This window comes from Limosilactobacillus kribbianus, from assembly GCF_026413145.1.
GTDB lineage: Bacteria > Bacillota > Bacilli > Lactobacillales > Lactobacillaceae > Limosilactobacillus > Limosilactobacillus kribbianus.
The window spans coordinates 61,644-88,386 of the sequence record NZ_JAOVYZ010000003.1; the positions used below are offsets into that span (position 1 = coordinate 61,644).

33 protein-coding genes are annotated in these 26,743 nt (G+C 47.1%); 3 read left to right on the forward strand and 30 right to left on the reverse strand.

The features are described 5' to 3' along the window. Positions 1-3: 3 nt before the first annotated feature. From OCT58_RS01580 to cobD, 7 genes are read right to left on the reverse strand one after another with little or no spacing between them, the layout of a single operon-like run. Positions 4-558 (reverse strand): decarboxylating cobalt-precorrin-6B (C(15))-methyltransferase, encoded by a 555-nt coding sequence (locus OCT58_RS01580; RefSeq protein ID WP_267201080.1) that lies wholly within the window; start codon positions 556-558, stop codon positions 4-6. Further along, positions 551-1,153 (reverse strand): cobalt-precorrin-7 (C(5))-methyltransferase, encoded by a 603-nt coding sequence (locus OCT58_RS01585; protein WP_267201123.1) that lies wholly within the window; start codon positions 1,151-1,153, stop codon positions 551-553. The genes OCT58_RS01580 and OCT58_RS01585 overlap by 8 nt, the downstream gene beginning before the upstream one ends. Continuing rightward, the gene (gene cbiD / locus OCT58_RS01590) at positions 1,150-2,301 is read right to left on the reverse strand and encodes a cobalt-precorrin-5B (C(1))-methyltransferase CbiD (RefSeq protein WP_267201125.1); all 1,152 of its coding nucleotides are present in this window, start codon (positions 2,299-2,301) and stop codon (positions 1,150-1,152) included. The genes OCT58_RS01585 and cbiD overlap by 4 nt, the downstream gene beginning before the upstream one ends. Then, positions 2,282-2,968, reverse strand: coding sequence for a cobalt-precorrin-8 methylmutase (locus tag OCT58_RS01595; protein ID WP_267201081.1), 687 nt, complete (start codon positions 2,966-2,968; stop codon positions 2,282-2,284). The genes cbiD and OCT58_RS01595 overlap by 20 nt, the downstream gene beginning before the upstream one ends. Before the next feature lie 4 nt (positions 2,969-2,972). Continuing rightward, complete coding sequence (gene cbiB, locus OCT58_RS01600; RefSeq protein WP_267201082.1) at positions 2,973-3,932, reverse strand: adenosylcobinamide-phosphate synthase CbiB; 960 nt, start codon at positions 3,930-3,932, stop codon at positions 2,973-2,975. Continuing rightward, a complete protein-coding gene (locus tag OCT58_RS01605) occupies positions 3,929-5,293 on the reverse strand; it encodes a cobyrinic acid a,c-diamide synthase CobB (RefSeq protein ID WP_267201083.1) in 1,365 nt (454 codons plus the stop codon). The genes cbiB and OCT58_RS01605 overlap by 4 nt, the downstream gene beginning before the upstream one ends. Continuing rightward, a complete protein-coding gene (cobD, locus tag OCT58_RS01610; protein ID WP_267201084.1) occupies positions 5,290-6,381 on the reverse strand; it encodes a threonine-phosphate decarboxylase CobD in 1,092 nt (363 codons plus the stop codon). The genes OCT58_RS01605 and cobD overlap by 4 nt, the downstream gene beginning before the upstream one ends. A gap of 358 nt (positions 6,382-6,739) precedes the next feature. Between cobD and OCT58_RS01615 the strand changes: the two genes are divergently transcribed. Continuing rightward, positions 6,740-7,306 carry a cob(I)yrinic acid a,c-diamide adenosyltransferase gene (locus OCT58_RS01615; RefSeq protein WP_267201085.1) on the forward strand — a complete coding sequence of 189 codons (567 nt, stop codon included), beginning with the start codon at positions 6,740-6,742 and terminating at the stop codon, positions 7,304-7,306. Between the two features lie 66 nt (positions 7,307-7,372). Here the strand turns inward: OCT58_RS01615 and OCT58_RS01620 are convergent, their stop codons facing one another. Next, a complete protein-coding gene (locus OCT58_RS01620) occupies positions 7,373-8,215 on the reverse strand; it encodes a GNAT family N-acetyltransferase (RefSeq protein WP_267201087.1) in 843 nt (280 codons plus the stop codon). A gap of 14 nt (positions 8,216-8,229) precedes the next feature. Further along, positions 8,230-8,688: a flavodoxin gene (locus OCT58_RS01625; protein ID WP_267201088.1), complete on the reverse strand. Its 459-nt coding sequence runs from the start codon at positions 8,686-8,688 to the stop codon at positions 8,230-8,232. A 120-nt stretch (positions 8,689-8,808) separates the two neighbouring features. Here OCT58_RS01625 and OCT58_RS01630 point away from each other — a divergent pair, with 120 nt between their 5' ends. Continuing rightward, on the forward strand, positions 8,809-9,237 hold the full coding sequence (locus OCT58_RS01630; protein WP_267201089.1) for a EutP/PduV family microcompartment system protein: 429 nt from the start codon (positions 8,809-8,811) through the stop codon (positions 9,235-9,237). Here OCT58_RS01630 and OCT58_RS01635 read toward each other — a convergent pair. The 21 genes from OCT58_RS01635 to OCT58_RS01735 all read right to left on the reverse strand — a co-directional run bounded on the left by OCT58_RS01635 (position 9,229) and on the right by OCT58_RS01735 (position 25,409). Then, a complete protein-coding gene (locus OCT58_RS01635; protein ID WP_267201090.1) occupies positions 9,229-9,783 on the reverse strand; it encodes a cadmium resistance transporter in 555 nt (184 codons plus the stop codon). The two genes, OCT58_RS01630 and OCT58_RS01635, sit on opposite strands and share 9 nt — an antisense overlap. Then, a complete protein-coding gene (locus OCT58_RS01640) occupies positions 9,783-10,415 on the reverse strand; it encodes a histidine phosphatase family protein (RefSeq protein ID WP_267201091.1) in 633 nt (210 codons plus the stop codon). Before OCT58_RS01640 ends, OCT58_RS01635 begins: the two co-directional genes overlap by 1 nt. 208 nt (positions 10,416-10,623) lie before the next feature. Next, positions 10,624-11,421, reverse strand: coding sequence for a tyrosine-protein phosphatase (locus OCT58_RS01645; RefSeq protein WP_267201092.1), 798 nt, complete (start codon positions 11,419-11,421; stop codon positions 10,624-10,626). Positions 11,422-11,495: 74 nt separating this feature from the next. Continuing rightward, positions 11,496-11,843 carry a BMC domain-containing protein gene (locus OCT58_RS01650; protein WP_267201093.1) on the reverse strand — a complete coding sequence of 116 codons (348 nt, stop codon included), beginning with the start codon at positions 11,841-11,843 and terminating at the stop codon, positions 11,496-11,498. Positions 11,844-11,862: 19 nt separating this feature from the next. Beyond that, on the reverse strand, positions 11,863-13,050 hold the full coding sequence (locus OCT58_RS01655; protein ID WP_267201094.1) for an acetate/propionate family kinase: 1,188 nt from the start codon (positions 13,048-13,050) through the stop codon (positions 11,863-11,865). A 24-nt stretch (positions 13,051-13,074) separates the two neighbouring features. Further along, positions 13,075-14,196, reverse strand: a complete 1,122-nt coding sequence (locus OCT58_RS01660) for a 1-propanol dehydrogenase PduQ (protein WP_267201095.1) — start codon at positions 14,194-14,196, stop codon at positions 13,075-13,077. Positions 14,197-14,211: 15 nt separating this feature from the next. Continuing rightward, positions 14,212-15,642: a CoA-acylating propionaldehyde dehydrogenase PduP gene (gene pduP, locus OCT58_RS01665; RefSeq protein ID WP_267201096.1), complete on the reverse strand. Its 1,431-nt coding sequence runs from the start codon at positions 15,640-15,642 to the stop codon at positions 14,212-14,214. A gap of 1 nt (position 15,643) precedes the next feature. Continuing rightward, complete coding sequence (locus OCT58_RS01670; RefSeq protein WP_267201097.1) at positions 15,644-16,117, reverse strand: GlcG/HbpS family heme-binding protein; 474 nt, start codon at positions 16,115-16,117, stop codon at positions 15,644-15,646. Positions 16,118-16,119: 2 nt separating this feature from the next. Then, complete coding sequence (locus OCT58_RS01675) at positions 16,120-16,707, reverse strand: cob(I)yrinic acid a,c-diamide adenosyltransferase (protein WP_267201098.1); 588 nt, start codon at positions 16,705-16,707, stop codon at positions 16,120-16,122. An 18-nt stretch (positions 16,708-16,725) separates the two neighbouring features. Next, positions 16,726-17,004 (reverse strand): EutN/CcmL family microcompartment protein, encoded by a 279-nt coding sequence (locus tag OCT58_RS01680; protein WP_497529869.1) that lies wholly within the window; start codon positions 17,002-17,004, stop codon positions 16,726-16,728. Beyond that, positions 16,986-17,489, reverse strand: coding sequence for a PduM family microcompartment protein (gene pduM, locus OCT58_RS01685; protein WP_267201100.1), 504 nt, complete (start codon positions 17,487-17,489; stop codon positions 16,986-16,988). Before pduM ends, OCT58_RS01680 begins: the two co-directional genes overlap by 19 nt. Before the next feature lie 30 nt (positions 17,490-17,519). Beyond that, entirely contained in the window at positions 17,520-18,164 is a 645-nt protein-coding gene (locus OCT58_RS01690; RefSeq protein ID WP_267201101.1) for a phosphate propanoyltransferase, read from the reverse strand. Positions 18,165-18,200: 36 nt separating this feature from the next. Next, the gene (locus OCT58_RS01695) at positions 18,201-18,488 is read right to left on the reverse strand and encodes a BMC domain-containing protein (RefSeq protein WP_438361105.1); all 288 of its coding nucleotides are present in this window, start codon (positions 18,486-18,488) and stop codon (positions 18,201-18,203) included. A gap of 9 nt (positions 18,489-18,497) precedes the next feature. After that, positions 18,498-19,154: a BMC domain-containing protein gene (locus OCT58_RS01700; protein ID WP_267201103.1), complete on the reverse strand. Its 657-nt coding sequence runs from the start codon at positions 19,152-19,154 to the stop codon at positions 18,498-18,500. Between the two features lie 7 nt (positions 19,155-19,161). Continuing rightward, entirely contained in the window at positions 19,162-19,542 is a 381-nt protein-coding gene (locus tag OCT58_RS01705) for a glycerol dehydratase reactivase beta/small subunit family protein (protein WP_267201104.1), read from the reverse strand. Continuing rightward, positions 19,508-21,355, reverse strand: a complete 1,848-nt coding sequence (locus OCT58_RS01710) for a diol dehydratase reactivase subunit alpha (RefSeq protein ID WP_267201105.1) — start codon at positions 21,353-21,355, stop codon at positions 19,508-19,510. Before OCT58_RS01710 ends, OCT58_RS01705 begins: the two co-directional genes overlap by 35 nt. A gap of 29 nt (positions 21,356-21,384) precedes the next feature. Continuing rightward, positions 21,385-21,891 (reverse strand): diol dehydratase small subunit, encoded by a 507-nt coding sequence (locus OCT58_RS01715; protein ID WP_267201106.1) that lies wholly within the window; start codon positions 21,889-21,891, stop codon positions 21,385-21,387. Positions 21,892-21,903: 12 nt separating this feature from the next. Then, positions 21,904-22,602 carry a propanediol/glycerol family dehydratase medium subunit gene (locus tag OCT58_RS01720; protein WP_267201107.1) on the reverse strand — a complete coding sequence of 233 codons (699 nt, stop codon included), beginning with the start codon at positions 22,600-22,602 and terminating at the stop codon, positions 21,904-21,906. 17 nt (positions 22,603-22,619) lie between these two features. Then, a complete protein-coding gene (locus OCT58_RS01725; protein ID WP_267201108.1) occupies positions 22,620-24,296 on the reverse strand; it encodes a propanediol/glycerol family dehydratase large subunit in 1,677 nt (558 codons plus the stop codon). Between the two features lie 21 nt (positions 24,297-24,317). Continuing rightward, positions 24,318-25,085 (reverse strand): propanediol utilization microcompartment protein PduB, encoded by a 768-nt coding sequence (pduB, locus tag OCT58_RS01730; protein ID WP_267201109.1) that lies wholly within the window; start codon positions 25,083-25,085, stop codon positions 24,318-24,320. Between the two features lie 45 nt (positions 25,086-25,130). After that, a complete protein-coding gene (locus OCT58_RS01735; RefSeq protein WP_267201110.1) occupies positions 25,131-25,409 on the reverse strand; it encodes a BMC domain-containing protein in 279 nt (92 codons plus the stop codon). Positions 25,410-25,644: 235 nt separating this feature from the next. Here OCT58_RS01735 and OCT58_RS01740 point away from each other — a divergent pair, with 235 nt between their 5' ends. Beyond that, complete coding sequence (locus tag OCT58_RS01740; protein WP_267201111.1) at positions 25,645-26,727, forward strand: helix-turn-helix domain-containing protein; 1,083 nt, start codon at positions 25,645-25,647, stop codon at positions 26,725-26,727. The last annotated feature ends 16 nt before the right edge of the window (positions 26,728-26,743 follow it).

A 26,743-nucleotide genomic window follows, 5' to 3' on the forward strand; every position in this document is an offset into this window, starting at 1 on the left:
TTTCTATTTACTAGCACTAACAATAATGGTGGGATTGTTGGGCTTGAAGAAGTGCCCCTTCCCGAGCTGGTGCCATCTCAAGACACCAACTTCAACCATTTCAATCTGCTTAAAATTGGCTTTTTCTAACAACTCTTCAACCTGCATGGCGTTTTCAAACAGGATAAAGTTCAACACGATCGTTCCGCCCGCCGTTAAGTGTTCACTGGCATAATCAATGATCTGCTCAAGTTGCGAGCCGCTGCCCCCAACAAAGATGGCATCAAACTTGCGATCCGGGAGGTCAGCGGGGGCCATTCCCTTAATCAGTTCAATATTGGTTAAACCAAACTTCGCGATGTTTTGCTTGATAATGTCAATCCCGTCTGGATTCATTTCAATTGCCGTAACCGCCAAGTCATGAAAATCGTGGGCCGCTTGGACGCTAATGCTTCCCGTGCCCGCGCCGACGTCTAAAAAGGTCTGCTTATTTGCCAGGCCCAGCTTGTCGATGCTGATTGCCCGCACTTCAGCCTTGGTCATCGGGACTTTATTTCGTAAAAATTCTTCATCACGCATTAGTAATAATCACCACGTTCATTCCGTAATCCCGGTTTTCCACCGTTTGTTCATCATACTTACTGATCCGCTCATCGGGATAGCTGAGGTGCTCGCCAACGTAGATGTGCCGATGCTGGCCACGTTTGCGAATCTCCTGAGCGATTTCATACGGTCCCAAGTACCGATCAGTCACCATCCCGACCTTCTCATGGCGCAGCAGAAAATCGAAATCCGGCTGGCGGCCGTGGCTGCTGGTCAGGTAGCAGTCGTTCATCGACAGCTGCAGTTGGTGAAAGAGGTACTGGATCGAACTGATACCCGGAATAATCTTGACCTGGTCAGCAGGAAAGTGCTTGCTGACCCAGGTGCCGATCCCATAGAGCAAGGGATCACCCGAGGCGAGCAGGACAATCTGCTTGGTCATATTGGCTTGCAAATAATCCTGTAGTTCTGTCAAGTGCGGCAGGACCTTTTTCTTTGCCTGGGGCACCTGCGGAAAGGCTGCGAGCTGGCGGGTGGACCCGATCACAGTATCGGCCCGCTCGATGTATTTTTCAGTCCCCGCCAGTCGCAGTGCGGAATCGCCGGGACCAATCCCAACCACAATAATCATTGCCATTCACCTTTCAGTTCTTCTAAGGGTTTGCTTGCGGCCAGGAAGCCGTTCTCCCGGGAGAAAATGACTGCATCAATCTCGACGTGCGGTTCCCGGTGTGCCAGGAGCTTTTCCGTCCGCAGCTTAATCTTGTCGACAATCATCTGGTAGACCTTTTGGTAGCCGGCTTCGTTGATCAGCTTAATCATCGAAATCGTCGTCAGGCAGCCATAGATCTTGCGCAGAAACTCCGTCGGTACGCCACCCATCAAGGCCAGGTTGGCAACCATGATTTCCGCCCGAGCGTCCGCATCCTTGCTGTGGGTCGAAAAGATCCCGCCGGAAACCTTGATCATCTTGCCGAGGTCACCGACGATCAAAACCCGGGTGAATTGCAGCCGCTGGGCTTCGTGCAGGACGTAACCAACAAAATTACTCATCTGAACAATTTGATCGGCTGGAATCCCCATCTCATCCTTGGCGAAGTCCTCACCGTAGTTGCCAGGAACGAGGACAATCGATTGATCGCCCCGCTTCCGGTGGATGTTCATCTCAATTGAAATCGAATGTTTCCAGCTCGATTCCGACATGGGGGTGACCACCCCGCTGGTACCGAGAATGGAAATTCCGCCGACGATTCCCAGCTTGGGGTTATAAGTCAGCTTGGCAATCCGTTCGCCATCCGGCACCGAAATCACAATGTCAGCGCCACGGTTCGGGCCGAGCTCCTTGCGCGCCGCTTCCTTGATAACGCGCCGAGGAGTCGGATTGATTGCCGGAGTGCCAGGCTTGTTGGCCAAGCCGGCCTGCGTGACCCGCCCGACGCCCTTGCCGCCGTCAAGGTGAATCTCATTGTCTGGACGTAACTGGACCGTGGAAAAGATCAGTGCACCGTCCGTGGCATCCTGGTCGTCACCACCATCCTTTTTGATCGCACAGCTAGCCTTTTCTTTCGTAAAGTCAGTCTGCTCGACGTCAAAGATTGCTACTTTGCCGTTGGCGGCGTGAACGGTCACTGTTTCCTGTGCCTCCTGGTTGAGCAAGGTCCGGATTGCGGCTACCGTCGCTGCGGTTGCCGTGGTGCCGGTGGTAAAGCCCTTGCGCAGCTTCCGGCCGTTGTAGTAGACGAAGTTGTCTTCCGACTCGTTATTTGGTGTGACGGCCATACTCATCACCTAGTTTCTCAATGTCCATGTTGTACATCACCGCATTGATCAGGGCTGCCGCCAGGTTGCTACCGCCCTTTCGACCGAGGGCAACGATGGCTGGGATGTTGGACTCGTAAAGAGCTTGCTTGCTCTCCGCAGCTTCAACAAAGCCCACCGGTACACCAATCACGGCCGCAACCTGCAACCGATCTTCCTTTACCATTTCAAGAATCTTGCAAAGGGCGGTTGGCGCGTTGCCGATAATGAATACTTTTTCGGGTGCGTCCTCCTGGGCGGCAACCTCAACGGCAGCCATTGACCGCGTGATGCCCTTTTCCTGCGCCATTTCGATTACCCGCGGGTCCCGAATCAAGCAGTGGTAGCTAACCCCGAGTTTGTCCAACCGCCGTTTGTTGATCCCGGAAAGGGCCATCGTCGTATCGGTGTAGATCGTCCCGTGGTTTTCCAGTGCATGCTTCAACTTGTCTAAGACGCCATGGGTAAACTTCAAGTTCTGCAGGTAGTCAAAGTCGGCCGTGGTGTGGATTGCCCGCTTCATGACTGCCTCTTGGAGGGGACTTTCAAATTGGTAGTTGGGATCGATCTTGTCGATTTCTTCCTGGATAATTTGAAAACTGCGATCCGTAATTTGATGTGGAACGGTAATGTAATCTTTTTTTGCCATATTCTTACTCCCAAACGATTAATAAACGAATTAGTTCAAAAATAACGAGGCCCAATACCGATGACATATAAAGCATCGTGATCGTGCGGCGCAGGTGCCAATTAGCCGCCACAACGAGGTGGTCGTTGCCAATGTAAGGCTTCTTCATCAGCTGGCCGAAATAATAGTGCGGGCCACCAAGCTGAAGGTGGAGGGCACCGGCAACCACGGCTTCGCTAAAGGCACTGTTCGGGCTCAGGTGCTTTTCGCGGTCACGCTCGCCAACGGCAATCGCTTCTCGCGTGTCATCGTGCAGAAGCCAGCTGCTAATGATTAACAGCACCCAGGTAATCCGGGCCGGAATGTAGTTGGCCAGATCATCGACCTTGGCAGAAAATTCACCAAAGGCCCGGTACTTTTCGTTGCGATAACCAATCATCGAATCCAAGGTGTTGATAGCCTTGTACATCATCCCAAGCACCGGGCCGCCGATGACCAGGAAAAAGAGCGGGGCAATAACGCCGTCGCTGGTGTTCTCCGCCACCGTTTCGATGGTTGCCTTGGTCACCCCTTCCGCACTCAGCTGGTCCGTATCCCGGCCAACAATCATGCCAACCTGTCGGCGCGCCTTATCTAGGTCGTTGTCCTTAAGGCTCTTCATAATTTTTTCCGCCTCAATCGCCAGTTGGCGGGCAGACAGACACGTGTAGCACAGGTAAGTACCCACGATCATGTAGAGATAGTCGTTGATGGAAGCAATCCACATGATCAATGCTACGACCAGTCCCGAACCGCCAACCGTGATCAGCCAGGTTAAAACACCGAGCATTTTCCTTTTCCGCACAGAATATTCCGGCTTGTTAAACTTTTTCGTCAGCCAGCCAATCAAACGACCGATCAACTTGATCGGGTGCGGCCACGAATGCGGGTCCCCAAGCAAGAAGTCGAGGACGAATGCCAGAGCCACCATAATTACAATTTTCATTGCCGCTCAGCCCCCAATTTCTGCAAGAACTGAGTAAAGAGCTGCTGGTCTTGATAGAAATGAACGTGCAGGTAGCTCGCAAAGGTCTGCCGGACCTGATAACCACCGGTCCAGGTATCAACTACCTGCTGGTCGCGAACCTTCTTCATCGTCAGCACCGGCTGCAAATCATCACCGAGCGGTTCAAAGGTTGAGTGGTGAAATTCATGACCGACAATCGGCTGCCCCTTTTGGCCGAGCAGGGTTTCTTTTTGGGGAATCGCCACACAATAGCCAAATTTCCGCAACCGGGGCGTCATCGCGCTCTCACCATCAAAAATGCCCACCATTGGGTAACGCTTCTGATCTGCACGCAGATACTTGCCCAGGTACATCAACCCGCCACACTCCGCATAAATTGGTCGATTGGCAAGCGAGAATTTTCTGATGGCCGCCTTGAGCTCCTCATTGGCCGCCAACTGGTCCGCAAATTCTTCCGGATAGCCGCCGCCAAAGTAAAACGCATCGACGGCCGGCAGTTTGTGATCCGTGAGCGGGCTAAACGGTACCAGGGTCACGCCAACCTTCTTGAGGAGTTTCAGGTTGTCGGCATAGTAAAAGCTGAAGGCTTCATCCTGTGCAATCCCGAGCCGCAGTTTGACTGGTGGCACATCAAAGGGATCCTTTTCCTTCACCGTCACCGTTTTAGCCAACGTCACTAGTTGGTCCAAGTTAACGTGCTGCTTGACTTCTTCGGCAATCAGCGCAATTTTTTCATCAACTCCGGCGAGTTCGTCATCTGGAACCAACCCAAGTTGACGGGATGGCAGTGCCACCTTTGGATTGTGCGGAAGGTATCCCAACACCGGCACGTCCAGGTAACGGCGGATGGCGCCAGCAACTAATTGATAATGGTTTGCACTCATGACGTTATTGATGATGACGCCACAAATCGGTACCTGTGGATCGAAATCAAGGAAGCCCTTGAGAATCGCCGCGGCGGACGTCGAGGTCGCCCGGGCATTGATCACCAAGACGACCGGAATGTCAAGCTGCTTGGCGATGCTGGCGGTTGAATAGGCGTCCTTGTCGGTCCCCAGGCCGTCGTATAATCCCATCACGCCCTCGACGATCCCGAGGTCAACGTCAGCAGTATCGGCGGTAAAGAGATAGCTCAGCGTCTGCTTATCAGGAATCAGGTAGTTATCAAGGTTGCGTGCCGGGCGTCCCGTAATCCGGGTGTGAAATTTTGTGTCGACATAGTCAGGCCCGACCTTATAAGACTGGATGCGATATTTTCCCTGAAGAGCCTTGAGGATTCCCAAGACAGCCGTGGTCTTGCCGGAACCACTCGTGACCCCTGCAATCATGATTTTTTTCATTGTTCTTCACTGCCCAAGATTTCTTTCAATGCGTTCACCAGCATCACGTTATCCTGAGGGCCCTTGACCGCGACCCGGTAATAATCCGGTCCGAGGCCAACGTAATCGTCACATTGCCGAATCATGATGTGCTTTTTCAGCAGCTTTTCCCGCAATGCCGGATCAGCGCACTTAAAGAGGAAGAAGTTCGTCGTACTTGGGAAGACCTTGATCCCTTTCACCTGTTGTAATGCCTTATAGAGTGCCGGTTGCTGAACGTTTAGCCAGTCATGGGTCAATTGAATATATTTCTTGGCCCGGAACATGTTCTGACCAAAGACATCCGCAATGCCGTTGACCGACCAGGTGTCTTCTTGGAATGCCAATTGCTGCTTCAGCTTTTGATTTTTCGTCACGCAGTAGCCGAGCCGCAAGCCTGGAATGGCAAAGAACTTCGTCGCCGCCCGAATGATGTAAACCTGATCATCGGTGGTCAGCTCGCTGATAAAGCTCTTCTGCTGGCCGACGGTGAGGTCGATAAACGATTCGTCCAGAATCAGTAGTCGATGATGCTTGTTGCAAAAGTCGGTTAGCTTGCGCAGGTCCCGCGAAGAGATCAATTGCCCCGTTGGGTTGTTTGGATTAGTTAGGCAAACAACCTTGATCTCGTGGTGCTCCTTTAAGAAGTCGATCAGCGAAGTCATTTCAAAGGCAAAGTCGTCTGCTTCCTGCAAACGATAGTGATGAACACGGGTCCCCTGCCGGCTGAATAAGCGTTCATATTCGCCAAAGGTTGGGGCCAGGATTAAGGCATCCGTCGCCTTGACCGCACAGATTGCCTCGTCCAACACCTGGGTCGCACCATTGCCAACAAAAACATCGACTGGATCAATTGCGAGATGCTCGGCAATCGCCTTTTTTAACTCTGGATAGTCTGGATCAGGATAAACCTCAATGTTTGCAAAGGATTGAACCAAGACGTTCCACAGATCAGAAGGAAAACCTAAGGGGTTGATATTGGCACTGAAGTCGTTGACCTCTTCCACCGGGATTCCCAACTTTTCCGCTGCTTGTTCGATATTGCCACCATGGTGTATTTCTTTTTCCAACAATCTCACCTACTTATTCTGATTAGAAAACGTTTTCTCACATATAATAAATTACGATTTTCACCAACTAAGTGCAATGGTGTTTGCCACATTCGACAATTTAGCGTTATTAGTTGGCAAATTAGCCAAAAATAAAACGATCGCAATTTTTCGATGCGCCATTTTAGCATTTTCTTGTCTTCTTTGTGTTTTTTCTGATATTTTAGACTATTCTAGTGAATAAGTCTTTCGATCCGGCGACGTAAAATTGTAATATCCATTGTTAGCTAACAATATCTTGTTGTATTTCGTTAAAACGAACATTTGTGATCCTGGATGAGTGTAAACTTAGGGCAAAATAGTGAAAGGAACTGTGACAATGAAAATCTACACAAAAACTGGTGACAAAGGACAGACCCGGATCATTGGCAAGCAAATCCGCTACAAGAGCGATCCGCGGGTCAAAGCCTACGGTGAAATCGATGAGCTCAATTCGTGGGTCGGCTACACCCGCTCGCTGATCGACCAGCAAACGGCCGTCTTGGCAGACGAACTCGAAGAAATCCAGCAGCTACTGTTTGACTGTGGAACCGACCTGGCCACCCCGGCCGAAGATGAGCGCCACCACTTCATCTTTGAAAAGGAGCAGCCCACTGCTTGGCTTGAAAAAAAGATTGATGCCTACACCAGTGCCGTTCCTGCCGTTAAAAAGTTTATTCTCCCTGGCGGCACCCAGTTAGCGTCCGCCCTGCACTATGCCCGGACCATCACGCGGCGAGCCGAACGCCAAATCGTTTCCCTAAAGCAACAGGAAGCGATCAACGAAGACGTTCTCGCCTTTATCAACCGGCTCTCCGACTACTTCTTCGCCGCTGCCCGCTACGCTAATTACCTCGCCAAAGAGAATGACGTCCTTTACCGCAACAGCAAAGACATTTTTCGTTAAACGCAAAAAGGAACCCCAGTCGGCCAAGCAATCTTGGCTGCTGGAGTTCCTTTTCCTTTCCGCTTCTTAAAGTAAGAAGTTCTTAAACTGTGGATGGGTTTCAAAGTAGTGCTTAGCAAACTGGCAATGGGCCTCGACCTGACAGTCGGCCCCTTCGACCAGCCACATAAACATCGTCATGATCTTGTTTGCCATTCCCTGGCCCCGGTAGTTTTCACTAACCGAAACCTCTTCGATCGAGACCACGTTGCCGTTCAGGCTCTTGATGGCCACCGTCGCGATCTTGTCGCCATTATCGTTTAGCAAGGCAAGCTCCTTGCCTGGTTGATAACTAAAGTGATCGTGGAGGTCGATGCAGGCCTCGGCCGGCAAATTAGTCTCGGTAATAAAGCGTTCAAAGTCGCGGATGTCCTGCTTTAATTGCTGGGCCAAGTGGGGATCATGATTTTGACCGTCCTTGAAGACCGACTGGACATTGCCGATCGCAATCGTGCAGTTCATTACTCGCATCCCCAAGTAACGAAGAATTTGATGGAGGTGGGCGTTGGCGATAATGCCACCCTTCTCACCCGCGGAATCGGTCATTGCCAGGACTGGCTTGCCCATCAAATGCTGGTTGGGGGACGGAACGGAGAGCACGTCCAGCGCGTTCTTAAGGCCGCCAGGAATTGAGTAGTTATATTCCTGCGTTACAATCATCAAGGCATCGACACTATCAACAGCCTTACGGAAGGCTTGCCATTCCATCGGCGTGTTCGTCCGTTCAAAGTCCGGATTGTAGAGTGGCAGGATGGAATAATTTAACTCCACAAAGGTTAAATTACTCGGCAGGGAAGTAAAATAATTGGCCACCTTCCTGCTATACGAGTCCTTGCTCAGACTACCGATTAAAACCCCAACACTCGTCATTTTAAATCATCCTTTCAAGCCGACAGATGCTTAGCCGTTTCCACTAAGCCATCGGCAAACTTATTTAGTCGTTCAACATCTTCTTCGTACGGTTCCAAATCAATCTTGACCTTCTCGGCGCCCGCGGTTGCCCCGGCTTCCTTGAAGGCTTCGTCAAAGTGATCGACCGTGGCGTTGAAAAATTCACCGTAGAACTTATCACCAGAACCGGCAACCCCGTAGACCTTTCCCCGAAGGTCGGCATCCTGCAGGTCATCATAAAAATCAAGGCCCTCTTCTGGCATGGCACCCTCATCGTACGTATATGCGCAGACAACCAAAATATCGGCCTGCACAAAGTCATCGATATCCGTCTGGGAAATCTCCGTCTCGGTAACCTGAACGTCATGTTTGGCGAGGGCGTCGCAAACGATCTTCGCCACTTCCTCGTTGTTCCCCGTCATCGTTGCATAAACCACGTGTGCTGTTAGCATAAATAAACTTCCTCACAATCTAATTATTAATGGCTATGTGTAACCGCTTTTATTATAATACATACTGAACGCAATAATTTGTAATAATTTGTAATAATTATTAATGGAGATGTTTTAGACATGAAGAGAACAATGTTTATTGGTGCAATTGGCTGTGGCAAGACCACCCTGACCCAGCGAATCGAAAACCACCAGATCAAGTACAACAAGACCCAGGCAATTGAATTTTCCTCAAACATTATCGACACACCGGGTGAATACATCGAACATCACAACATGATGAGCACGCTACGGGTCACCTCGATGGACGCGGATATCGTAGTCCTGCTCCAAAGCGTGATTGACAAGCGCCTAGTCTTCCCCGCCGGTTTCTGCTCAATGTTTAATAAACCCACGCTCGGTGTGGTCTCCAAAATTGACCTTGCCGCCGACCCACAGGACATTGAATATTCTAAGAAGCTGCTGCTGAGTGCCGGCGTAAAGAAGGTCATCCCCATCTCGGCGGTCAAAGATATCAACATCGATCAGCTGGAAAAGGAGTTAAATTAAGGCCCAAAGGTGGGGGAACAGGTGACTGCTCCAAATGATGTACAAACCCGCCAGAAAGTAGACGCCCCGGCTGCCGTATTCGCCATATTTTTCTAATAAGTAGGCGATCGACCGGGCATCCACAATCTGTTTTCCTAAAATAATCAGGAGGACGGCGCCAATTTCGAAAACGACGCCGATGTAGAGAACGTTCAACCAGCTGAGCTTCACTGCCCACGGAATGTAAACCGCGAGATTATCGCCGCCCAGGCTCAGGCAGAAGAGAAAGATCGAGGAGAAGTTCCCCTTGACCGTTCTTTGTTGCTCCCCGCCGCCAAAAAGGGCCAGCGCAATCAAGACAATTCCCATCAGACCGGTAATCCAATCCGGAAACAGGAGGGCGATCGTTTTTCCCAGCACAACCCCAAGGACCCAGAGGAGGATTGTCGCGGCGCTAAAACCCCAGATCGGAACGCGATAGTCATAGTTGTGCAAGATAAAGAGCAGGGCGATAAATGTATCAATGTTTAAGCCAATAAAGGCCAGCACAATTGTTGGCAAGCTCATTATCCACCATCAGCCTTCTTTAAAATCCGATTATAGTAACAGACTCTCCGCTTATCCGAGTCGCCATCGATGGTGATTTTGCTAATGCTCAGATTGCGCGGATTCTTAAAAGCGTCACCATTGCTATTCTCCAAGCAGAGGGCAACGATATTTTTAATGATCCACCCATGGGTTATGATTAGTACCGTTGCTTGTGGATGCTGGTGCGCCATCTCAGCGAGAAAGGATTGCAGCCTGCTTCGGGCATGGTCAAAACTTTCACCATTGCTAATTTGAACCGAGGACGGCCGAACGTCGTTAGTTTCCCGATCAAAGTAGTCGGCATACTGGCGCTTGAGCGTCGCAATCGCCATTCCGTTCCAATGACCATAGGAAATTTCGACGAGCCGTTCGTCAACGACCGCCGTCAATTCACTTTGGGCACAAATGATCTGACTGGTCTTGACCGCCCTTTTGAGGGGACTGGTATAGACACAGTCAAACCGCTGCCTTCGTAGTAAGTGTTGGTAGCGCTGCGCTTCAAACAAACCCTTGGCAGTCAATGCGGTCATCTCGTTGTCTAGTGTTCCTTGGAGATAGTCACAGCGATTGGCAAAAGTCTCCCCATGCCGAATTAAGAAAAAAGTTGTCATCTTCCATCACCCGTTTGAAATTTTCTTGAAGGCCGAACAGTCAATCCTTGTTCTTAAATTATACACGAAGCTCAATTGGAGTAAGCGAAACCAACTCCTCAAGAATCTTCCCGCCATGGAAGTAGACTAATCATAAGATGGGCAAAAGCCTAGCACTGATTGCTAAACTTTTGCCCATCTTTTTGTCTTTATCGGCAATGAGATTAAGCTACTTTTGCAAATACAGGTACTTGAGCTGCTCAATCATCGGCGTGCTAATCTGTAAAACGTCACGGAGATATGCTTGCATCCCCCCGTAATTGGCGTTGATCAACGAAAGCGCCTGATCATAGTAGTGCTTATTAGCCGTGGAAAGATCGTAAATCGAGCGAAGATAATTTTCACCAAGGCCGGCCTTGGCACCAAAGCGCAGCCGCTCCTTGATCCGCTTCACCGAAGCTCGGTTTGTCAAAATATAATCCTGATAAATCGTCTGCTCCGGAACCCCCAGAATGCTTAGCAGGTAGACCGCGGCCAAGCCGGTTCGATCCTTCCCCGCTGAGCAGTGGAAAATTACGCCACCCTTGGCTGAGACCGCACACAGCGTTTGCATGAAGCGGTGAAAGGCGCCCTGTGCCTGCTCGTCGATCACAAATTGGTGGTAGACATGCATCATCCGCTTAAAGCCCGCCTGAGGATCCTGTGAAAAGTGCTGACGAGTCTTGTTGATTTCCTCATCATTACTTTCGGTAATATCGTTATCAAAAACCGGGATCCGCAGGTATTTAATCCGGGCATCCAGCTGATCGGGATACAAGGCAACCTCCGAAGAAGACCGAAAGTCAATTACCGTCCGAATGCCATAATCATAGAGTGCCTGTTGCTCGGCTCGCTCAAAGTAAGCTAAATGGGCCGAACGCACCAGTTTGTGGTACGCGATTGTTTCATTGTTAGCGGTCTGATAACCGCCCAGTTCACGGAAATTAAAGCCGTCCTTAAACGTCAGTATCCGTTTGTGATCTGCCATCTTAGTTGTCGACCCTCCTTTCGAAAAAAATACATCCACCTACATAAATTAATAGTAAGTGAATGCATCTTTTGCTATGTTCGTGTAATTTCAGGAATATCAAACCCTAACAGAGTATGCAATTTATCAATAACATGCTTGAGAGCCGATGTTACTTCAGAAACCTCTCCTACAATTACAACGGATCCACTAAAACGATCGATGAATCCGAGGGTCACATTGCTCGACTTGGTCGCAATGTCACCAGCAATTATAGATGCTTCACTTGGCGTAATGGTTAGAATGCCAAGTGCATTCTTAGGAGCTTGAATTCCTAATTTTTCGTAGATATCAGGAGTCGGATTAGCGACAACGTGTGCTAATGTCACCTGTTTACCTGGAACATATTCTTGAATCGTTCTTTGGATGTTTTGTCGTTCCATAAACAACATCCTCCATCCTTTACTGCGCTTGTGTTACCTTCATAACATCGCGCGCAATAATGATTTCTTCATTAGTCGGAATAACGGCCACTTTGACTTTGCTATCCGGCGCCTCAATGCTCAATGCATTTTCTTTGTTCTTAGCTTCATCAATCTTGACTCCGAGGTAACCAAGGCGCTTGCAGATCTCACTGCGGATGAAAGCTGAGTGTTCACCAATCCCCGCCGTGAAGACAAGCGTATCAAGACCCTCCAGATCAGTGGTGTAGGCACCAATGTATTGCTGAATCGAGTGAACAAAGACGTCAAGCGCTAATTGTGCACGTTCATTCCCGTTCTTCGCTGCTTTTTCAACTTCACGCTCATCGTTCGAAACACCGGAAAGTCCTTTCAGACCAGAATCTTCGTTCATGATGCGCCGCATTTCATGAGAATCGATGTGGAGTTCTTCTTCCAGGAAAGGGATAATTTCAGGATCAATATCCCCACACCGGGTTCCCATAACAACCCCGGCAAGCGGTGTAAAGCCCATTGAGGAATTAACGGACTTGCCATCAAGAATTGCTGAGATACTAGCCCCGTTTCCAAGGTGACAGGTAATCATCCGTTTAGTCTGTTCAGGGCCAAACAGCTCACGTGCCTTTTCAGAAACATATTGATGGGAAGGAGCATGGAAACCGTATCTTCTAATATGATATTTTTCGTAGAATTCGTAAGGGAGAGCATACATATATGCCTTTTTTGGAATTGTATGGTGGAATGAATTATCAAAAGTAACTGTTTCCTTAGCATCAGGTAGGAACTTCTCAAATGCCTTGATTCCAATTAAACCATTTGGATTATGAAGTGGAGAGAGAACCTTTAACTCGTCAATTCGCTTTTCAACCTCTGGAGTGACCTCAACTGCATGTGTATAGTAATTACCACCGTGGGAAATCCGGTGTCCAACACCGTAGATTTCAGACCGATCCTTGACAACCCCACTGGTCTCAAGAATCTCAATGATCTGTTGAATCCCTTCTGAATGGTCTTTGATTGGTAATTGCCTAGTTTCACTAGCTTTATCAGTCTTGTAAGAAAATTGACTATCGGAAGCTCCCAAATTATCAACGGCACCACTAATTAAAACTTTTTCTTCTGGCATTAAATAAAGCTTGAACTTAATTGATGAACTACCAGAATTAATTGCAAGTATCTTTTTTGACATCAAATCACTCCAAATAAAGGTAAATTAACGAATAACAGATTCATAGACTTTCTTCAAATCATCGTCTGATGGAACCACTGGATTACCAGGGAACGTTGCATCCTTCTTGGCATTTGCGATGATCGTGTCAGTCAGCTCTTCAGCCTTCGCTGGATCAACGCCAAATGCCTTCAGAGTCATTGGACAGTTCATTTGACGAGCCATCTCACGAATCTTGGCGATCAGACGCTTAACGGCAACCCGGTCACCCATCCCTGGTGAGGCAATCCCAGCCTTCTTCGCTGCAATCGCAAAGCGGTGCAGGGCTGGTTCACATTGGCCAGCGTTGTAAGCAACAACGTATGGCAACAGCATCGTGTTTGCCAGGCCGTGCGGAACGTGGAAATTAGCACCTAATTGGTGAGCAATTGAGTGGCAAATTCCCAGGCCGGCAATGTTGAAGGCCGTCCCGGCAATGTTGGATGCTTCATGAACGATCTTCCGTGCTTCCACGTTGTCACCGTGACGGTAGCATTCAACCAAGTTACTGGTAATCGCATCAATCGCTTCTTCGGACAGCGCAATCGTAAATAAGTTGGCGTCCTTAGCAACTAATGATTCCAGAGCATGGGTCAAAACGTCCATCCCTGAGAAGGCAGTAACGCTCTTTGGAGCAGTCATTACCAGCTTTGGATCCAGCAAGGCACAATCCGGCGTTAAGTAGTCTTCCATTACTGGAACCTTCCGGTGTTCCTTGGTATCGGAAATAACAGCCGTATTGGTAACTTCTGAACCAGTTCCAGAAGTCGTTGGAATGGCAATGTACTTGTCGATTTGGTACTTGCCCAGCTTTTCACCGAAGAAGCGGATCCCCTTCCCGGTGTCCATTGCTGAACCACCACCGATACCGATGACAATGGTTGGCTTCAGCTTCAAGAATTGTTGAACACCTTCCATAATCTTGTCTAGCGGTGGATCAGGAACAACGTCGGAAAAGATTTCACACTTGTTGTCACTCTTGATGTGACTCTGGATTTCCTTAAGCGTATCACTGCCTGGTAAAAATGAGTCGCAAACCATCAGGATTCGTTCATTGTGGAGCGTTTCCAGCTCGTTCAAGCTGTCCGTTCCTGAATAAATCCGGGTTGGCATACTAAATTTTTCCATTAATTACGCCTCCCATTAGTACATGTTACGTACTGAGAATCCTTGTGGTGAGTTTAACCGAACACGACGCGTGAAGGTCTTGGCGGTACAAGTACCTTCACCAGTTGGTGTAGCGATGGTCAATGCGGAAGCACCTGAGTGAGCACCGTTGTCGGCAACACCAGTACCAACGTAAGATGGGCCGTTAACAACGAAGATTGAGCATTGCATCCGATGAGCAGCGTTGTTGATGTGCTTCAGGTTGTTGGAGTGAATAGTAGCAGTGTGGTGGTTGCCCTTTTCAACTTCAACCGCAGTCTGCAGAACATCATCAAAGGTTGGGCAAGAAACAACTGGCAGGATTGGCATCAGCATTTCAGTCATAACCAGTGGGTGTTCCTTTGGCAGTTCACAGATAATTTCTACTGGGTGACCAGTGTATGGGATGTTAGCTTGGTCAAGAATGTAAGTAGCATCCTTACCAACAAACTTCCGGTCTGGCGTACCGTTGTCTTGGATGCACATGTCGGCTAACTTGTCAGCTTGTTCACGGCTAACAACGAAGGCCCCTTCACCCTGCATCTTGCGGATCAGTTCGTCCTTAATGCTGCTCTCGGCAACAACTTCCTTTTCAGCGGTACATAAGATATCGTTGTCAAATGAAGCAGAAGCAATAATGTTGTGCGCAGCTAAGTCAATGTCAGCCGTTGCATCAACCATTGCCGGTGGGTTACCTGGGCCGGCACCAACGGCCTTCTTACCACTGATCAGAGCCTGGTGAACAACGCCAGGGCCACCAGTAACGGCCAGCATGGCGATGTCTGGGTGCTTCATCATCTTTTGAACGGATTCAATCGTTGGTGCTTCAATACTTACAACCAGGTTATGAAGGCCAGTTGCATCAGCGATGAAGTCGTTCATCTTTTCAATCGTCCAACGGGTAATGTTCTTTGCACCAGGGTGAGCACCGAAGTAAAGGGTGTTCCCACCGGCCAGCATCATAATGGCGTTGGCAATTACCGTTTCAGAAGGGTTCGTACTTGGACCAACGGCACCGATAACACCGTATGGCAGCCGTTCGTACATTACCATCCCACCGTCACCGTTTTCAACAACTGGTTGCAGGATTTCAGGGCCTGGGGTGTTGTATAAGGCGTTGTGCAACTTAGCGATCTTGGCCTGAACAGTCCCCATACCAGTTTCTTCCTTGATGTCCTTAGCCATCTTTTCAATGTAAGGACGGAAGCCTTCCTTGATTGCGTCAATTACTTGCTGACGAACAGCGATTGGCTTGTCGCGGTAAACTTCTTGGGCAGCCTTTGCGGCAGCGATAGCGTCATCAACGTTTGAGAAAATACCATGGTGACCGTCGTCATGACTTACTGCGGCGCCAGTTGAAGAATTAGCATTGCTTAATTCTTCAGCCAGAATTTTACGTACTGCAGCTTCGATTTGTTCATTCTGCATATTACTTACTCTCCTTTAAGAACTCTGCGACAGCGGCTTCACAAATTGATTGGTCTTCTTCAACCAATCCACCACTGACACCAATTGCACCAATAATTTCGTCGTTAATCTTCAATGGAATACCGCCGGCAAATGATGCTAAGCGTCCATCAAGCATGGTTTCCATCTGGTATAAACCAGCACCTGGCTGAATGTCCTTGCTAATGTCCTTAGTAGGTTCCTTCATTGCCAGAGCCGACCATGCCTTCTTGGGAGCAAGCGTGCAGCTTACCAAGTTAGCATTTGGCATATGGTAACTCATCTGTAATACTTGATCAGACTTCATAATTGCGATGGTTACGCCGACACCAATTTCATTGGCCCGGGCAACGGCCGCATCAATTACCTTTTCCATCTTGTGACGATCAAATAAATTCTTAGCATGGTTGCCGTTTACAACGCTCGCAACAATCTTGCTAATTTGTTCTTCGTTCATTCCTATCGCACATCCTTTTTAGCCTGATAACGTTGATAGATCTTCAAGACATTATCAGTTACGTTATTTAATAAATCTTCATAGTCTTCATCACGAGCAATAATATATAAGAAATCGGATAAACGATTGATATATCGCTCAAGCTCCGGGCGGAATTCAACGTCTTTCGACAGTCTGACGAAAAGCCGTTCTGCCCGGCGGCATACAGTCCGACAAACATGAAGTTGTGCACCGGCAGTACTTGAGCCTGGTAAGATAAAGCTATTAACAGGAGGCAATTTGGCAGTATACTCATCAATCACGCTTTCCAGTTGATGGGTATCAGCATCAGTAATAATTTTGCTGTTATCAATGAAATGCTGTCGCTTCTCTGTAGCTATCTCACCTTGGAGGAAAAACATCTTATATTCAATTTGCTGCAGGAGTTTCTTATTTCTTTTGCTTTCACAAAACTTATCAGCCAAGCTAATGTTGGCGTTTAATTCATCAAAGGTTCCGTAGGTCTCAACCCGTAATGAATCTTTTGAAACTCGCGTGCCGTCATATAAGCTTGTTTTCCCTTTGTCACCGCCCTTTGTGTAAATAGCCATCCTGATTCCTCCAATGCACTATTTGTCAAAACGGTCAATTATTCCAACAATTGTACAGTCGTTAACATCCCTGTCCTGACCATTGTCGCGTCCTTTGTCGGCCCGCCGCGCACCAGCACCACGCACGATCAGAACGTTGTCGCCGATTCCGGCATTCACCGTATCAGCGGCCACCTGTTCGTACCGCACTGGTTGTTGGTCGGAATTAATTTGTTGAACAATCATTAATTTTTTTCCGACTAAGGATGGATCCTTTTGTGTTGCAACAACACTACCTACTACTCTCGCCATATACAATTTTCTTCAGTCCTAATCTTTATTTTAATTTGTTTATAGTTACAGATATCAACGGCCTCATCAGTAATGAGCTGTTTTTGGTATCTGACAAGAATTGATTTATCTGGGTGAACAGCAACATCATTTCTTGTAATAACCCGATTATGACTGGCAATCACCGGCGATTCGTTATCAACAACAAATAAGATCGGCCAGTCTAAAATCATCATCCGTGGAATGAAATTTACCATCTGCTCAGTAATTAAGAAATAAAACTTCACATCAAAGGCAATTCCTTCGAGTACCCAGTTAACCCAGGCACTTTCTTTGTCCATCGAATATAAATCTTTAATTAAACGAATCGAGACATTTCTCAGAACAACTTTGCCGTTTTTTAAGAAGACTTGTTCATTAGGTGGGGTTACTTGAGGGTTAAATGATACTTCCGTGCTTGTCTGTTCACGTTCCTTTAACCGTTGCATAACCTGTTTTAATAGGTCATCCATTAATCCACCCCCTTAACTTTTCTTGAACGACTAGTTCTTCTTTTTAATGATCACTTTGCCGTAAGAATTGTTACCTAATCCAACGTTAGCAGCGTTTGCTTCGTCGGTATCGATATGCATTTCAAGAACAAAGTCTTCCCGCGGACGGGCAACAACGTCGTCGAAAATCGTCTTCCGACCGCCATCGCCATCAACTTCAACCTGCATTGGATCACCAAGCTTAACACCGAAACGCTTAGCATCTTCAAGGCTCATGTGAATGTGCCGCTTAGCAACAATCACCCCTTGAATTTCGATTTCAGCATATGGTGAGCGAACTTTGATGGTTGGTGTGCCATCAAGGTCACCAGACATTCTGATTGGTGCATCAATGCCTAAGGTAAAGTTTTCGGACCGCGCAATTTCGACTTGAGAATGCTTACGATAAGGACCCATCAGCCGAACATTCTTAATTGTTCCACTTGGTCCAACCAAGTCGACCGTCTGCTTGGCAGCAAAGTCGGCGTGTTGACGCAGCTTCTTCAGCATTTCAATCTTTTGACCAGGGAATAATGTTTGAAAATCTTCTTCACTCAGGTGAACGTGGTGGTTAGAAACACCAATCGGCACCAGATTAGGGTTCAAGGTTTCCTTAATAATTGCCCGGATAAGAGTTCTTAAATGTTCTTCATCCATAAACTTATCTTCCTTACTAAATTAGATTTTTAAATATTACTCTGCGTCGCTCTTGGTTGGCAGAATCTTTTCAACTTCTTCGTGAGGACGAGGAATTACGTAAGATGATACGACTTCCCCAACGCCTTCAGCAGCCTGAACACCGGCATCAACGGCGGCCTTAACGGCACCAACATCACCACGGATCATAACAGTTACCAGTCCGCTACCAATCTTTTCTTGACCGGTCAGCGTAACGTTAGCTGCCTTTACCATTTGATCGGCGGCTTCGATTGATGCAACTAACCCTTTGGTTTCAATCATTCCTAAAGCGTTGTTCATAATAAGTTCCTCCTATTTTTTCTTTAATTCGTTGTAATGGATGCACTTCTTGTGTGATTCACCGAGTTTTCTTGGGCACTTCGGGTCGCCACACAGGTTGCACGTGACCTTTTCATCAGCAGCGGTCGTCTTCTGTTCCTTCTTAGAATCAGTAACTTTTTGCGTATCCGCAGCCGCAGTTGATGCTGGCGCTTCTGAAGACTTCTCACTGACTTCTGTCGTCGGTTGTTCGTCTTCAGCAGGTGCTGCACTTGTTGTTTCTGCAACTGGCTTGACGTCAGCCTGTTCGCTTGGCTGTTCACTTACTTCTTTATCAACGCTGTCTTCAACAGGGGCAGACTTGGCAACCGCGGCTTTAGCCGGGGCTGGCTTGCTTGCCTTTTGTTCTGAAGCTGGCTTTAATAAATCGGTTTTTCCTAAAGTATCTAATCCTGAAGCAGGACGACCAATGACGGTCGAAGTTACATACACGTTTGGTAGCCCTTCCTTTACTGCCTGAACAGCAACCGAAACGGCAGAAAGTTCACCAGAAACTTGTAGTGTCACCCAACCATTACCTTTCGTATTTTGAATACTACTCAGTTTGACATCCGCAGTCTTTAACATTCGATCAGCAGCAACAATAGCACCAGATAATCCATTACATTCTACATAGCCTAAAGACTCCATAATTAAATCACCTGTTTACCATTTTCTTAAAGGGAATTTCCTTTACTAACCGCGCTGCATTTGCTCCTAAGATTCGCAATTGCGTTCCATCATGAATGGTCTCATCAAATAATGGCCGGTCTTCTTTCAGGTTTTTGTAGTGAACAATGAAGCGATCACCGTCAAAAGCAATTCCGACCGATAGCCGTGAAGCAAGAGCTGATTGATAGGCTCTGCTAACGACATCATCAATATCAATTGTTCTGACTGCCACCGGAATTTGTTCTTCTTCAATCCCATTGAATAATGGTTTTGCTGAATCAGGAACGGTTGCTCCCTCCCTGATGCCAACAACGATCGAAGGACGTTCTGAATCATTGTTCATACTGTTTCCTTCTTTCTTCACCATATCTGAGGATTAACCCTGTTGCGACCGCGTTCCGTGGCCCTTCAATTCCCCGAACGTTCCCACGTCCGGCAACCAAGTTAAAGTGAGATAATTCATCGGTAACCTGTTGTGGAATTTCAAAGTCCAGGGCGGAACCACCAACAATGACAACGAATGGAATATCACGAATATTTCCTGTTGGACTGACGTATCGAAGGGCCCGCAGTGCGTTGGTAACGAAGACCCGTTTCTTCGCGCTCTGCCGAACGAGCTTAATCTTTTCAATGCTTGGGTTACCAGAAACTGGTTCATAGCCGTCTGGCTTGATTACGACAACCCGTGCAAACAATTCAGATGGTAATGGTTCTTCAAAGAATTGAACGGAACCATCCTCGTGACGAATTTGGAACAGATTTTCAACCTTAGCCAGTGGGTACCGCTTGATATCCTCGGCCAGGTGAATATCATGTAGGCCTAATTCAGAATTGATGATCATGGTGACCATATCACCGGCACCAGCCAGGTGAATGGCAACCGTCTGATTTTCCTTGTTAATAATTGACGCATCGGTTGAACCGGCACCCAGGTCAAGGATTGCAATTGGCTTGTCGGTCCCTGGCGTCGTTAAGGCCCCACGGATGGCTGACTCAACTTCAGCACCACCAATTTCAACCTTGGTATTGAATTCTTGTTCAATCAACTTCGCAATTACTTCCATTTGCAGGTGGTCAGATTTAACCATCGCGGCAATGCCGACAGCTGATTCGTTTGAGAACTCACCAGCCAAACCACCACGAACTTCAACAGGGACTTGTGTATCAACCGCAAGCAAGTCTTGGATTGCGATATCACTATTTTGCTTTCCCGTCAGGTCCGCCATCGTTTGACGAACGTTCTCTAACATTCCGCCGACGTTGGTCCCAGACTCACCAGTAATATCATTAATGTTCCGGAAGCTGGAAACCTTCTTCATGATGGCTGTAGCACCTTCGGAAACACCAACTTCTTCTTTACCGGTATCACCATCGATGATGATTTTACCTGCTGGGATTACCCGGGCCTTAACATCCCCAGCCGGAGTCTTAATAACAACGGCTGAACGGTTCCCAATCAGCGCCCGCGAAACAGGAACGATATTCTTGGTTTCTTCTGAATTCAAGTTGAACAGGGTGGCAATGCCGTATGGGTTAGACAGTTGAGAAATAACCTGCCCTGGGCCCGCCACTTCAACAGCTGCCAGCATATTCAACGGCACCTTGTCAATCATAGCAACTTCGTCAACAATCGGAATCTTCTTGTTCAGCCGGTTGTCAACAAGCACCCCGTCGTCATTCTTCATGATTGCAGCGGTAATTTTGTAACCAGAGGCCACGTAAGCATTGATCAGCTTAGCGACGTCTTCAAAGTCAATATCCTTTGGAACAACCACAATGTAGCTCTTGCTCTTATCGGTTTGCTTAACGAGGTCAAGCAGCCGGACGGTAATCCCCGCACCAGTTCCAAGGCCACCCGGCGTATCCGGGTTGTGTCCAATCATTGTTGATTCGGTAACAACCGTTTCGGTGATCGTTTCCATCGCAACGTCACCAATTACCGGGGTCGCCTCGTTAATCCGGATAAGATCAATATCGCTAATCGTTAAGTTGGACTTGTTTAAGACTTGATTGATTGCGTCCCGAATACCGATTAGGTTTTGCTTCGTACCCTTGATACCTGTAGTAGGGGCAATTCCTGAGTTAATAAAGTGAACCGCTCCGTTGTCAGCGACATCAGCCAATGCCACTTCAGTGGAGGAATTCCCGATATCAACACCAATTACTTTTTCAGTTGACATACACAAAACTCCCTACTTCATTCAAAATATTAATTGTCGCCCTTAAGCTTCTTCCGACTTTCATAGTAGTCAGCCGCTTCTTCGAACCAAGCAGCACAAACATTGGCGTTGTACTTGTCACGAAGTTCCTTCGCAATGTCCAATAATTCTTGCTTAGTGGAACGGAATGGACGTAATGCGTTGTACATTTGAAGGACACGATCATCGGGAACCCGCGTTAATTCAGCGGCCCGCTGAAGGTTCTTTTGAATTGCTGGACGGCCAGCGCTGGCAGCAATTTCACCTTGCAGCTTCAAGGCTTCAGGAGTAATCCGCAGTTCCTTTGGGTCAACCTGGTCGTTTACAACCTTTTCCAGGGTAATGTCATCAAGGCTCTTACCCTTTGGTGTCTTTACTAAGTCACGGTGCTTTTGGTAAAGAGGGTAATCCTTAGCGGTCATTTCTTTACTAGTTGAAGCAGAACTAGTTGAACTAGTAGAAGCCGCGTTACCCATTTGGGCCATGATCTTTGCTACTAAGTCATCAACTTCACTCATCATTATGCCTCCTTAAAACGTAACCTTGATCTCTTCTTCAGGCTTACCAACAACAACTTGGTGAGTTTCACGAATGTGCATGATTGCTGAAATAGCTTGGTAGTGAATACGAGCAAGTTGATCATTCTTCGCTGGGACAGGTTCTGGAGATTCACCCTTTGCATACATTGCGGCGTTCTTACCAATTGCCCGGAATGTTTCTGGGGTCAGCACTGGAGCCTGTGGGAACAATTCAAGGTTTGACAGTGGGTCTTGATCCTTCTGGTGAATAACCGTCGTCCCCTTGGACTGAATACCAATGGCGATTCCGGAGCCAGATAAGTGGTCACCTTGAACGGCAATGAAGGCAACGTCTGAAGAACGGTAAACCTTAACTACCCGTGCCTTCAGGCCCTCTTCTTCGATCCCGGCAATTACTTGACGAAGAACTTCCTTGTGCGGAATCCCCGTTTCAGTCTTGTCAAGGACAGTTGCAAAGGCAGGTCCAACTGCAATTACAACTTCATCCTTGGAGTAACCTGGCTTGGCTTCACCAACGGATTGGAACCAATCAACCTTCTTTTCAGGAACAGCCTTGCTGTTTGGTTGTTGTTCTTCGGTGGATGAGGCACTGTCATTTTTATCAAAGTTTATTTTTGTGTCAATTTGGTTAGTTTCGCTTAAAACTTCTTGAACAATTTTACGTAATAAGTTTTCATCAACATCAGCCATAACCGACTACCTCCTCTCTACAGTTCCAAGTGTTCTGGATCAAGTGCGAATGGAAGATCCTTAATCCGATCCCATTCTTCCTTGTCTTCGTAAAGACGGTATCCAGTACCTGGGCCTTGGTAATCATTTCCGTCATTGACGGCAGAAGTGATGTTCCAGTCTTTATCAAAGATTGATGAGGTCTGGAGGTAATCACCAACCACTTTTTGCTTCTGCAGGTTCAGAACGGCTTGAGCAACATCCTTGAAGCCGTGGTTGTACAGAGCCTTGATAATGTCAACGGCAGTGATGCCACGGTCCATCATGTCTTGAGCAGCCTTCATATCTGCAACCATGTCACGTTTTGGCATGTCGTCGTGCGTGTTAGCATAGGTTGCGGCTTCAACTTCTTCGTCCGTGATCTTTGGCAGACCAAGATCTTCGAAGACAGCTTGCAGAGCCTTAGCAGCCTTGTTACGAGCCTTAATGATATCCTCTTCCTTAACTGGGTGAATACCATAGTATTGACCCAGGTCACGTTCCATGACGTACATGTCATCGTAGTCCATTGCGTCAGTGTTTGAACCAGCGAACGTGTTATCGTAGTTAGGAGTGGATGAGTAACCGGAGTTGATGTAGTCAGTACCGGCGATGAACTGACCGATAAACCGTTCAGTCCGCCGCATGTCTGAGTGGGAGTATGCCTGGTCACAACCAGAAGCACATTCGATGTCGCACATCATACATAAGAGGTTTTCACCAAGAACTTCACGGATACCATCAGGAACGGCACCTGGAATTTCGATACAACTTACGGCACCGTTCTGCAGACCTTGAACACCGGAAGCCTTGGTAAGCAGGATACAACGTGCTTCAAGGTAGAGCATGGACTTTCCTTCTGGGTAACCCATCAGAACTTCTGAACCGGCACCAGAAGTGAACCGCATCTTCAAACCACGAGATGCGTAACATGAAGCCAGGAACCCTTTCGACCATGGCGTGTCATCACCATCGGTAAATACCCGGTCGGTCCCGTAAACAGAAATCGTTTCAGCGTAGGCAGTAAATCCACGCATCCCCAGTTGCAGTTCAGTAGCTTCTTCGACGGAGCACTGAGTAAGAACACCTGGACGACCAGTTTGGGCACCAATCAGAATTGAAATAGCGTTGAACGGTGCATAACGAGCAACGGCAGTCGTAGTTTCTTGTTCTGGGAAGCCACGCAGCGCTGCATCGGCGGCATCGGAAGCAATTTGAACAGGGTTATCAACCGTGTTCGTAACGTGACACTGGTTGTCTGGCCGACGACGCGGACGCATCTTCTTGATGGCCATGATCATTTCACCAAAGTCAAGCTTACTAATAATTTCTTCGGCCTTTGCTGGGGTTAATGCTGAGGTGATCTTGATGATGTCACTCCGGGAAACGTTCGGGTCAACTAACATCCGAGCGATCTTGGTTGAGTCCATCTTGGTAACTTCTTCAACCCGATTAACATCAATTCCATACTTGGCAATGTATAGGTCAATTAAGTCAAAGTCTTCCAGCTTCTTGCCATCCATTTCGACAATCTTGCCATCTTCAACCTTAACGCTTGGCTTTGGGTCGTTTGGACCCATCATTGCTACGAAACCTTCTTCAGGCCATTCTTTAACAAATGTATCCTGGTGAATTGGACGTTTTTCTAGTTCTTCAAAACGCTTTTGACGCTTCATAAAGTAGTCCTCCTTTCAGATCTACTTAATGTACGGTGGAAAATCACTAACTGGTTCTTCGCCAAGTTCTGCTAACAACTTCAAGCCAATTTCACGACCAGCCATTACAGCTTGCCGAACAGCACCTGAATCACCGGTAATGGTCAGACAACCTTCGTTTGAGAAGCTTGTACCGTGACTTGGTGAAGTGAAATTCAATGGTTCAACACCAGCGGTCTTTAAGGCCTTATCTCCCATTACGACACCAATCCCTGAAGGACAACCACAAATCAATCCAAATGCCTTGCCTTCAACTGCACCGAGGCCAACGTGGGCCGCGTTAGAAGCACGGGCAGTAAACTGGAATTCCAAGTGACCAGCCTTAGAGCTGTAAACATCACCGAATGTCCGGTTCAGATTGTCTAAGGCAACACGAACAGCCTGACGTGCATCGGCTGGGTCATCACCACCAACGATGATCAAGCAACCGTGGCCACCGCCACCCTTGGTATCACGTGGCCATTCAACATCGATACAATCCATGTTTGTGGCTTTGACACCTTCGTCCATTGCCATGATTTGTGGACCGGCACCGTTACGGTCACTTAAGATCCCTAAGGTCTTGTATTGCTTTGTAACGTGTAATTTGTCTAACAGTTGTTGGTCAACGCTTGGAATTACCATTCCAATCGTGTCACCGATTTCACTAGCCCCGACAAATTCTGGAACGGAACTAGTAGAGTTCAGAAAGTCATTCATTCTTTTAGCCTCCTGCTTTGTTAAAGCTCCTAATAATAAAGCTCTTAACACAGATAATTACCTTATTACCTGTATAAGGGCTTTATCTCGTTAAAACTAATCCTTGTTTGGCAAGAGAGTTTCGACTTCAGATTGAGGACGTGGAATTACGTAGTTAGATACAACTTCCCCAATGTTTTCGGCAGCTTGTACACCAGCGTCAACTGATGCCTTAACAGCACCAACATCACCACGAACCATAACAGTTACCAGTCCGTGACCGATCTTTTCTTGACCAATCAGCTTAACATTAGCAGCCTTAACCATTGCATCGGCAGCTTCGATTGAAGCTACAAGTCCTTCGGTTTCAATTAAACCAAGTGCTTCTTGTCCCATAAAAATGCCTCCTAAAAGATAAACAGTGATTCCTAGAAATCGCTTACAATTTTGTACATTTTTATTCTATTACACAATGTTTGTGATATTTTATCTTAAATATCGCTTACAAGGTTAAAATAACAACAAACAGCAATTATATATAATAATAGCAAGTTCAAAAGCTTCTTTTTGCACGAATGTATGTTAATATATTATCAAATTAACCCTTTTTAAGAGCCAATCGAGGTTATTTATGTACGAATATTCATCTAAATTTCTCAACAATATCCAAAAAGTTACCAAGTTATTCACAAAAATCACAAGCATTGACATCATTTTCGTTGGTATTACCGGTGCAGTTGTCGACAGTAATACCTTCCTTTTTGACTCCAACGTTGCAATTAACTATTTACGTAAATTGGAGTTAAAAAAGTATATTATTTACCCCTTGGCCATCGATGAATCACTGAGTGGCTTCTTTATTCTGGATATTTCACAGCTTGACACAGAATCAATTAAACTTTGCCGCAAGTATATTGAAGTTTCGGTTAGCGACGTACTAGATAGTAAAACAGCCACTATTCAAATCCTCAATCAGCTGGAAACGCCTAAAATCAACTCACTCTTGAAGGTCTTTAACGGTATCCTCGGCATCTCTGAAGAAGAGAATATGGCGGCGGCCCTTTCAAAGATGACGATCAATGGTGCTGATGATGACGCGGCACCAAACGATATCGAAAAGAATATTATGATGGCCCTCAAATACATTCACTCCAATCTCGAAAAGTCGTTGACGCTAGAAAGTGTTTCGCAAAAGATTTACCTTTCGCCTTCTTATTTAAGTCGGATCTTCAAAAACTACTTTAATGATAATTTTATCAACTACATCAACCTACAAAAGATTGCGTTAGCGCAAGAAAAGCTAGTTTTCTCAAGCACGCCGATTAATAAGTTAGCTCGGCAAATTGGATTTTCACAGGCGAGTTACTTTACCAAGATTTTTAAGCAAAAAGTCGGAATGACACCGTCTAAGTACCGAAAATACAATTCCGCAATTCAAAAGATTTACACCATTCCAAGAGATTTAACATGGCGCTCAAATAAGTCTGTTTACGAAATTTCAAAAGACTTTTTCAATCAAAATGGTATTTCATTTAAAGCACGGGACGTAAATGGTTATCCTTATATTCATTCGATTGACGATTTAAATGACGTTGCCCAGCAAGCGGGTTGGGTTTATACCGTTGATTGTGCACAACCGATCACACCGGCCAGTGAGATCAATGTCTTCGATAAGTCCGTTATTCAATGGATTTATACAGAAAAAATCTACTAAATACTAAATAACAACA

Excerpts from the sequence above, each read along its gene's own strand:
- OCT58_RS01580 (WP_267201080.1), bottom strand. The coding sequence starts at position 558 with ATGCGTGATGAAGAATTTTTACGAAATAAAGTCCCGATGACCAAGGCT.
- OCT58_RS01585 (WP_267201123.1), bottom strand. The coding sequence starts at position 1,153 with ATGATTATTGTGGTTGGGATTGGTCCCGGCGATTCCGCACTGCGACTG.
- cbiD (WP_267201125.1), bottom strand. The coding sequence starts at position 2,301 with ATGGCCGTCACACCAAATAACGAGTCGGAAGACAACTTCGTCTACTAC.
- OCT58_RS01595 (WP_267201081.1), bottom strand. The coding sequence starts at position 2,968 with ATGGCAAAAAAAGATTACATTACCGTTCCACATCAAATTACGGATCGC.
- cbiB (WP_267201082.1), bottom strand. The coding sequence starts at position 3,932 with ATGAAAATTGTAATTATGGTGGCTCTGGCATTCGTCCTCGACTTCTTG.
- OCT58_RS01605 (WP_267201083.1), bottom strand. The coding sequence starts at position 5,293 with ATGAAAAAAATCATGATTGCAGGGGTCACGAGTGGTTCCGGCAAGACC.
- OCT58_RS01615 (WP_267201085.1), top strand. The coding sequence starts at position 6,740 with ATGAAAATCTACACAAAAACTGGTGACAAAGGACAGACCCGGATCATT.
- OCT58_RS01620 (WP_267201087.1), bottom strand. The coding sequence starts at position 8,215 with ATGACGAGTGTTGGGGTTTTAATCGGTAGTCTGAGCAAGGACTCGTAT.
- OCT58_RS01625 (WP_267201088.1), bottom strand. The coding sequence starts at position 8,688 with ATGCTAACAGCACACGTGGTTTATGCAACGATGACGGGGAACAACGAG.
- OCT58_RS01630 (WP_267201089.1), top strand. The coding sequence starts at position 8,809 with ATGAAGAGAACAATGTTTATTGGTGCAATTGGCTGTGGCAAGACCACC.
- OCT58_RS01635 (WP_267201090.1), bottom strand. The coding sequence starts at position 9,783 with ATGAGCTTGCCAACAATTGTGCTGGCCTTTATTGGCTTAAACATTGAT.
- OCT58_RS01640 (WP_267201091.1), bottom strand. The coding sequence starts at position 10,415 with ATGACAACTTTTTTCTTAATTCGGCATGGGGAGACTTTTGCCAATCGC.
- OCT58_RS01645 (WP_267201092.1), bottom strand. The coding sequence starts at position 11,421 with ATGGCAGATCACAAACGGATACTGACGTTTAAGGACGGCTTTAATTTC.
- OCT58_RS01650 (WP_267201093.1), bottom strand. The coding sequence starts at position 11,843 with ATGGAACGACAAAACATCCAAAGAACGATTCAAGAATATGTTCCAGGT.
- OCT58_RS01655 (WP_267201094.1), bottom strand. The coding sequence starts at position 13,050 with ATGTCAAAAAAGATACTTGCAATTAATTCTGGTAGTTCATCAATTAAG.
- OCT58_RS01660 (WP_267201095.1), bottom strand. The coding sequence starts at position 14,196 with ATGGAAAAATTTAGTATGCCAACCCGGATTTATTCAGGAACGGACAGC.
- pduP (WP_267201096.1), bottom strand. The coding sequence starts at position 15,642 with ATGCAGAATGAACAAATCGAAGCTGCAGTACGTAAAATTCTGGCTGAA.
- OCT58_RS01670 (WP_267201097.1), bottom strand. The coding sequence starts at position 16,117 with ATGAACGAAGAACAAATTAGCAAGATTGTTGCGAGCGTTGTAAACGGC.
- OCT58_RS01675 (WP_267201098.1), bottom strand. The coding sequence starts at position 16,707 with ATGGCTATTTACACAAAGGGCGGTGACAAAGGGAAAACAAGCTTATAT.
- pduM (WP_267201100.1), bottom strand. The coding sequence starts at position 17,489 with ATGGATGACCTATTAAAACAGGTTATGCAACGGTTAAAGGAACGTGAA.
- OCT58_RS01690 (WP_267201101.1), bottom strand. The coding sequence starts at position 18,164 with ATGGATGAAGAACATTTAAGAACTCTTATCCGGGCAATTATTAAGGAA.
- OCT58_RS01700 (WP_267201103.1), bottom strand. The coding sequence starts at position 19,154 with ATGGAGTCTTTAGGCTATGTAGAATGTAATGGATTATCTGGTGCTATT.
- OCT58_RS01705 (WP_267201104.1), bottom strand. The coding sequence starts at position 19,542 with ATGGTGAAGAAAGAAGGAAACAGTATGAACAATGATTCAGAACGTCCT.
- OCT58_RS01710 (WP_267201105.1), bottom strand. The coding sequence starts at position 21,355 with ATGTCAACTGAAAAAGTAATTGGTGTTGATATCGGGAATTCCTCCACT.
- OCT58_RS01715 (WP_267201106.1), bottom strand. The coding sequence starts at position 21,891 with ATGAGTGAAGTTGATGACTTAGTAGCAAAGATCATGGCCCAAATGGGT.
- OCT58_RS01720 (WP_267201107.1), bottom strand. The coding sequence starts at position 22,602 with ATGGCTGATGTTGATGAAAACTTATTACGTAAAATTGTTCAAGAAGTT.
- OCT58_RS01725 (WP_267201108.1), bottom strand. The coding sequence starts at position 24,296 with ATGAAGCGTCAAAAGCGTTTTGAAGAACTAGAAAAACGTCCAATTCAC.
- OCT58_RS01735 (WP_267201110.1), bottom strand. The coding sequence starts at position 25,409 with ATGGGACAAGAAGCACTTGGTTTAATTGAAACCGAAGGACTTGTAGCT.
- OCT58_RS01740 (WP_267201111.1), top strand. The coding sequence starts at position 25,645 with ATGTACGAATATTCATCTAAATTTCTCAACAATATCCAAAAAGTTACC.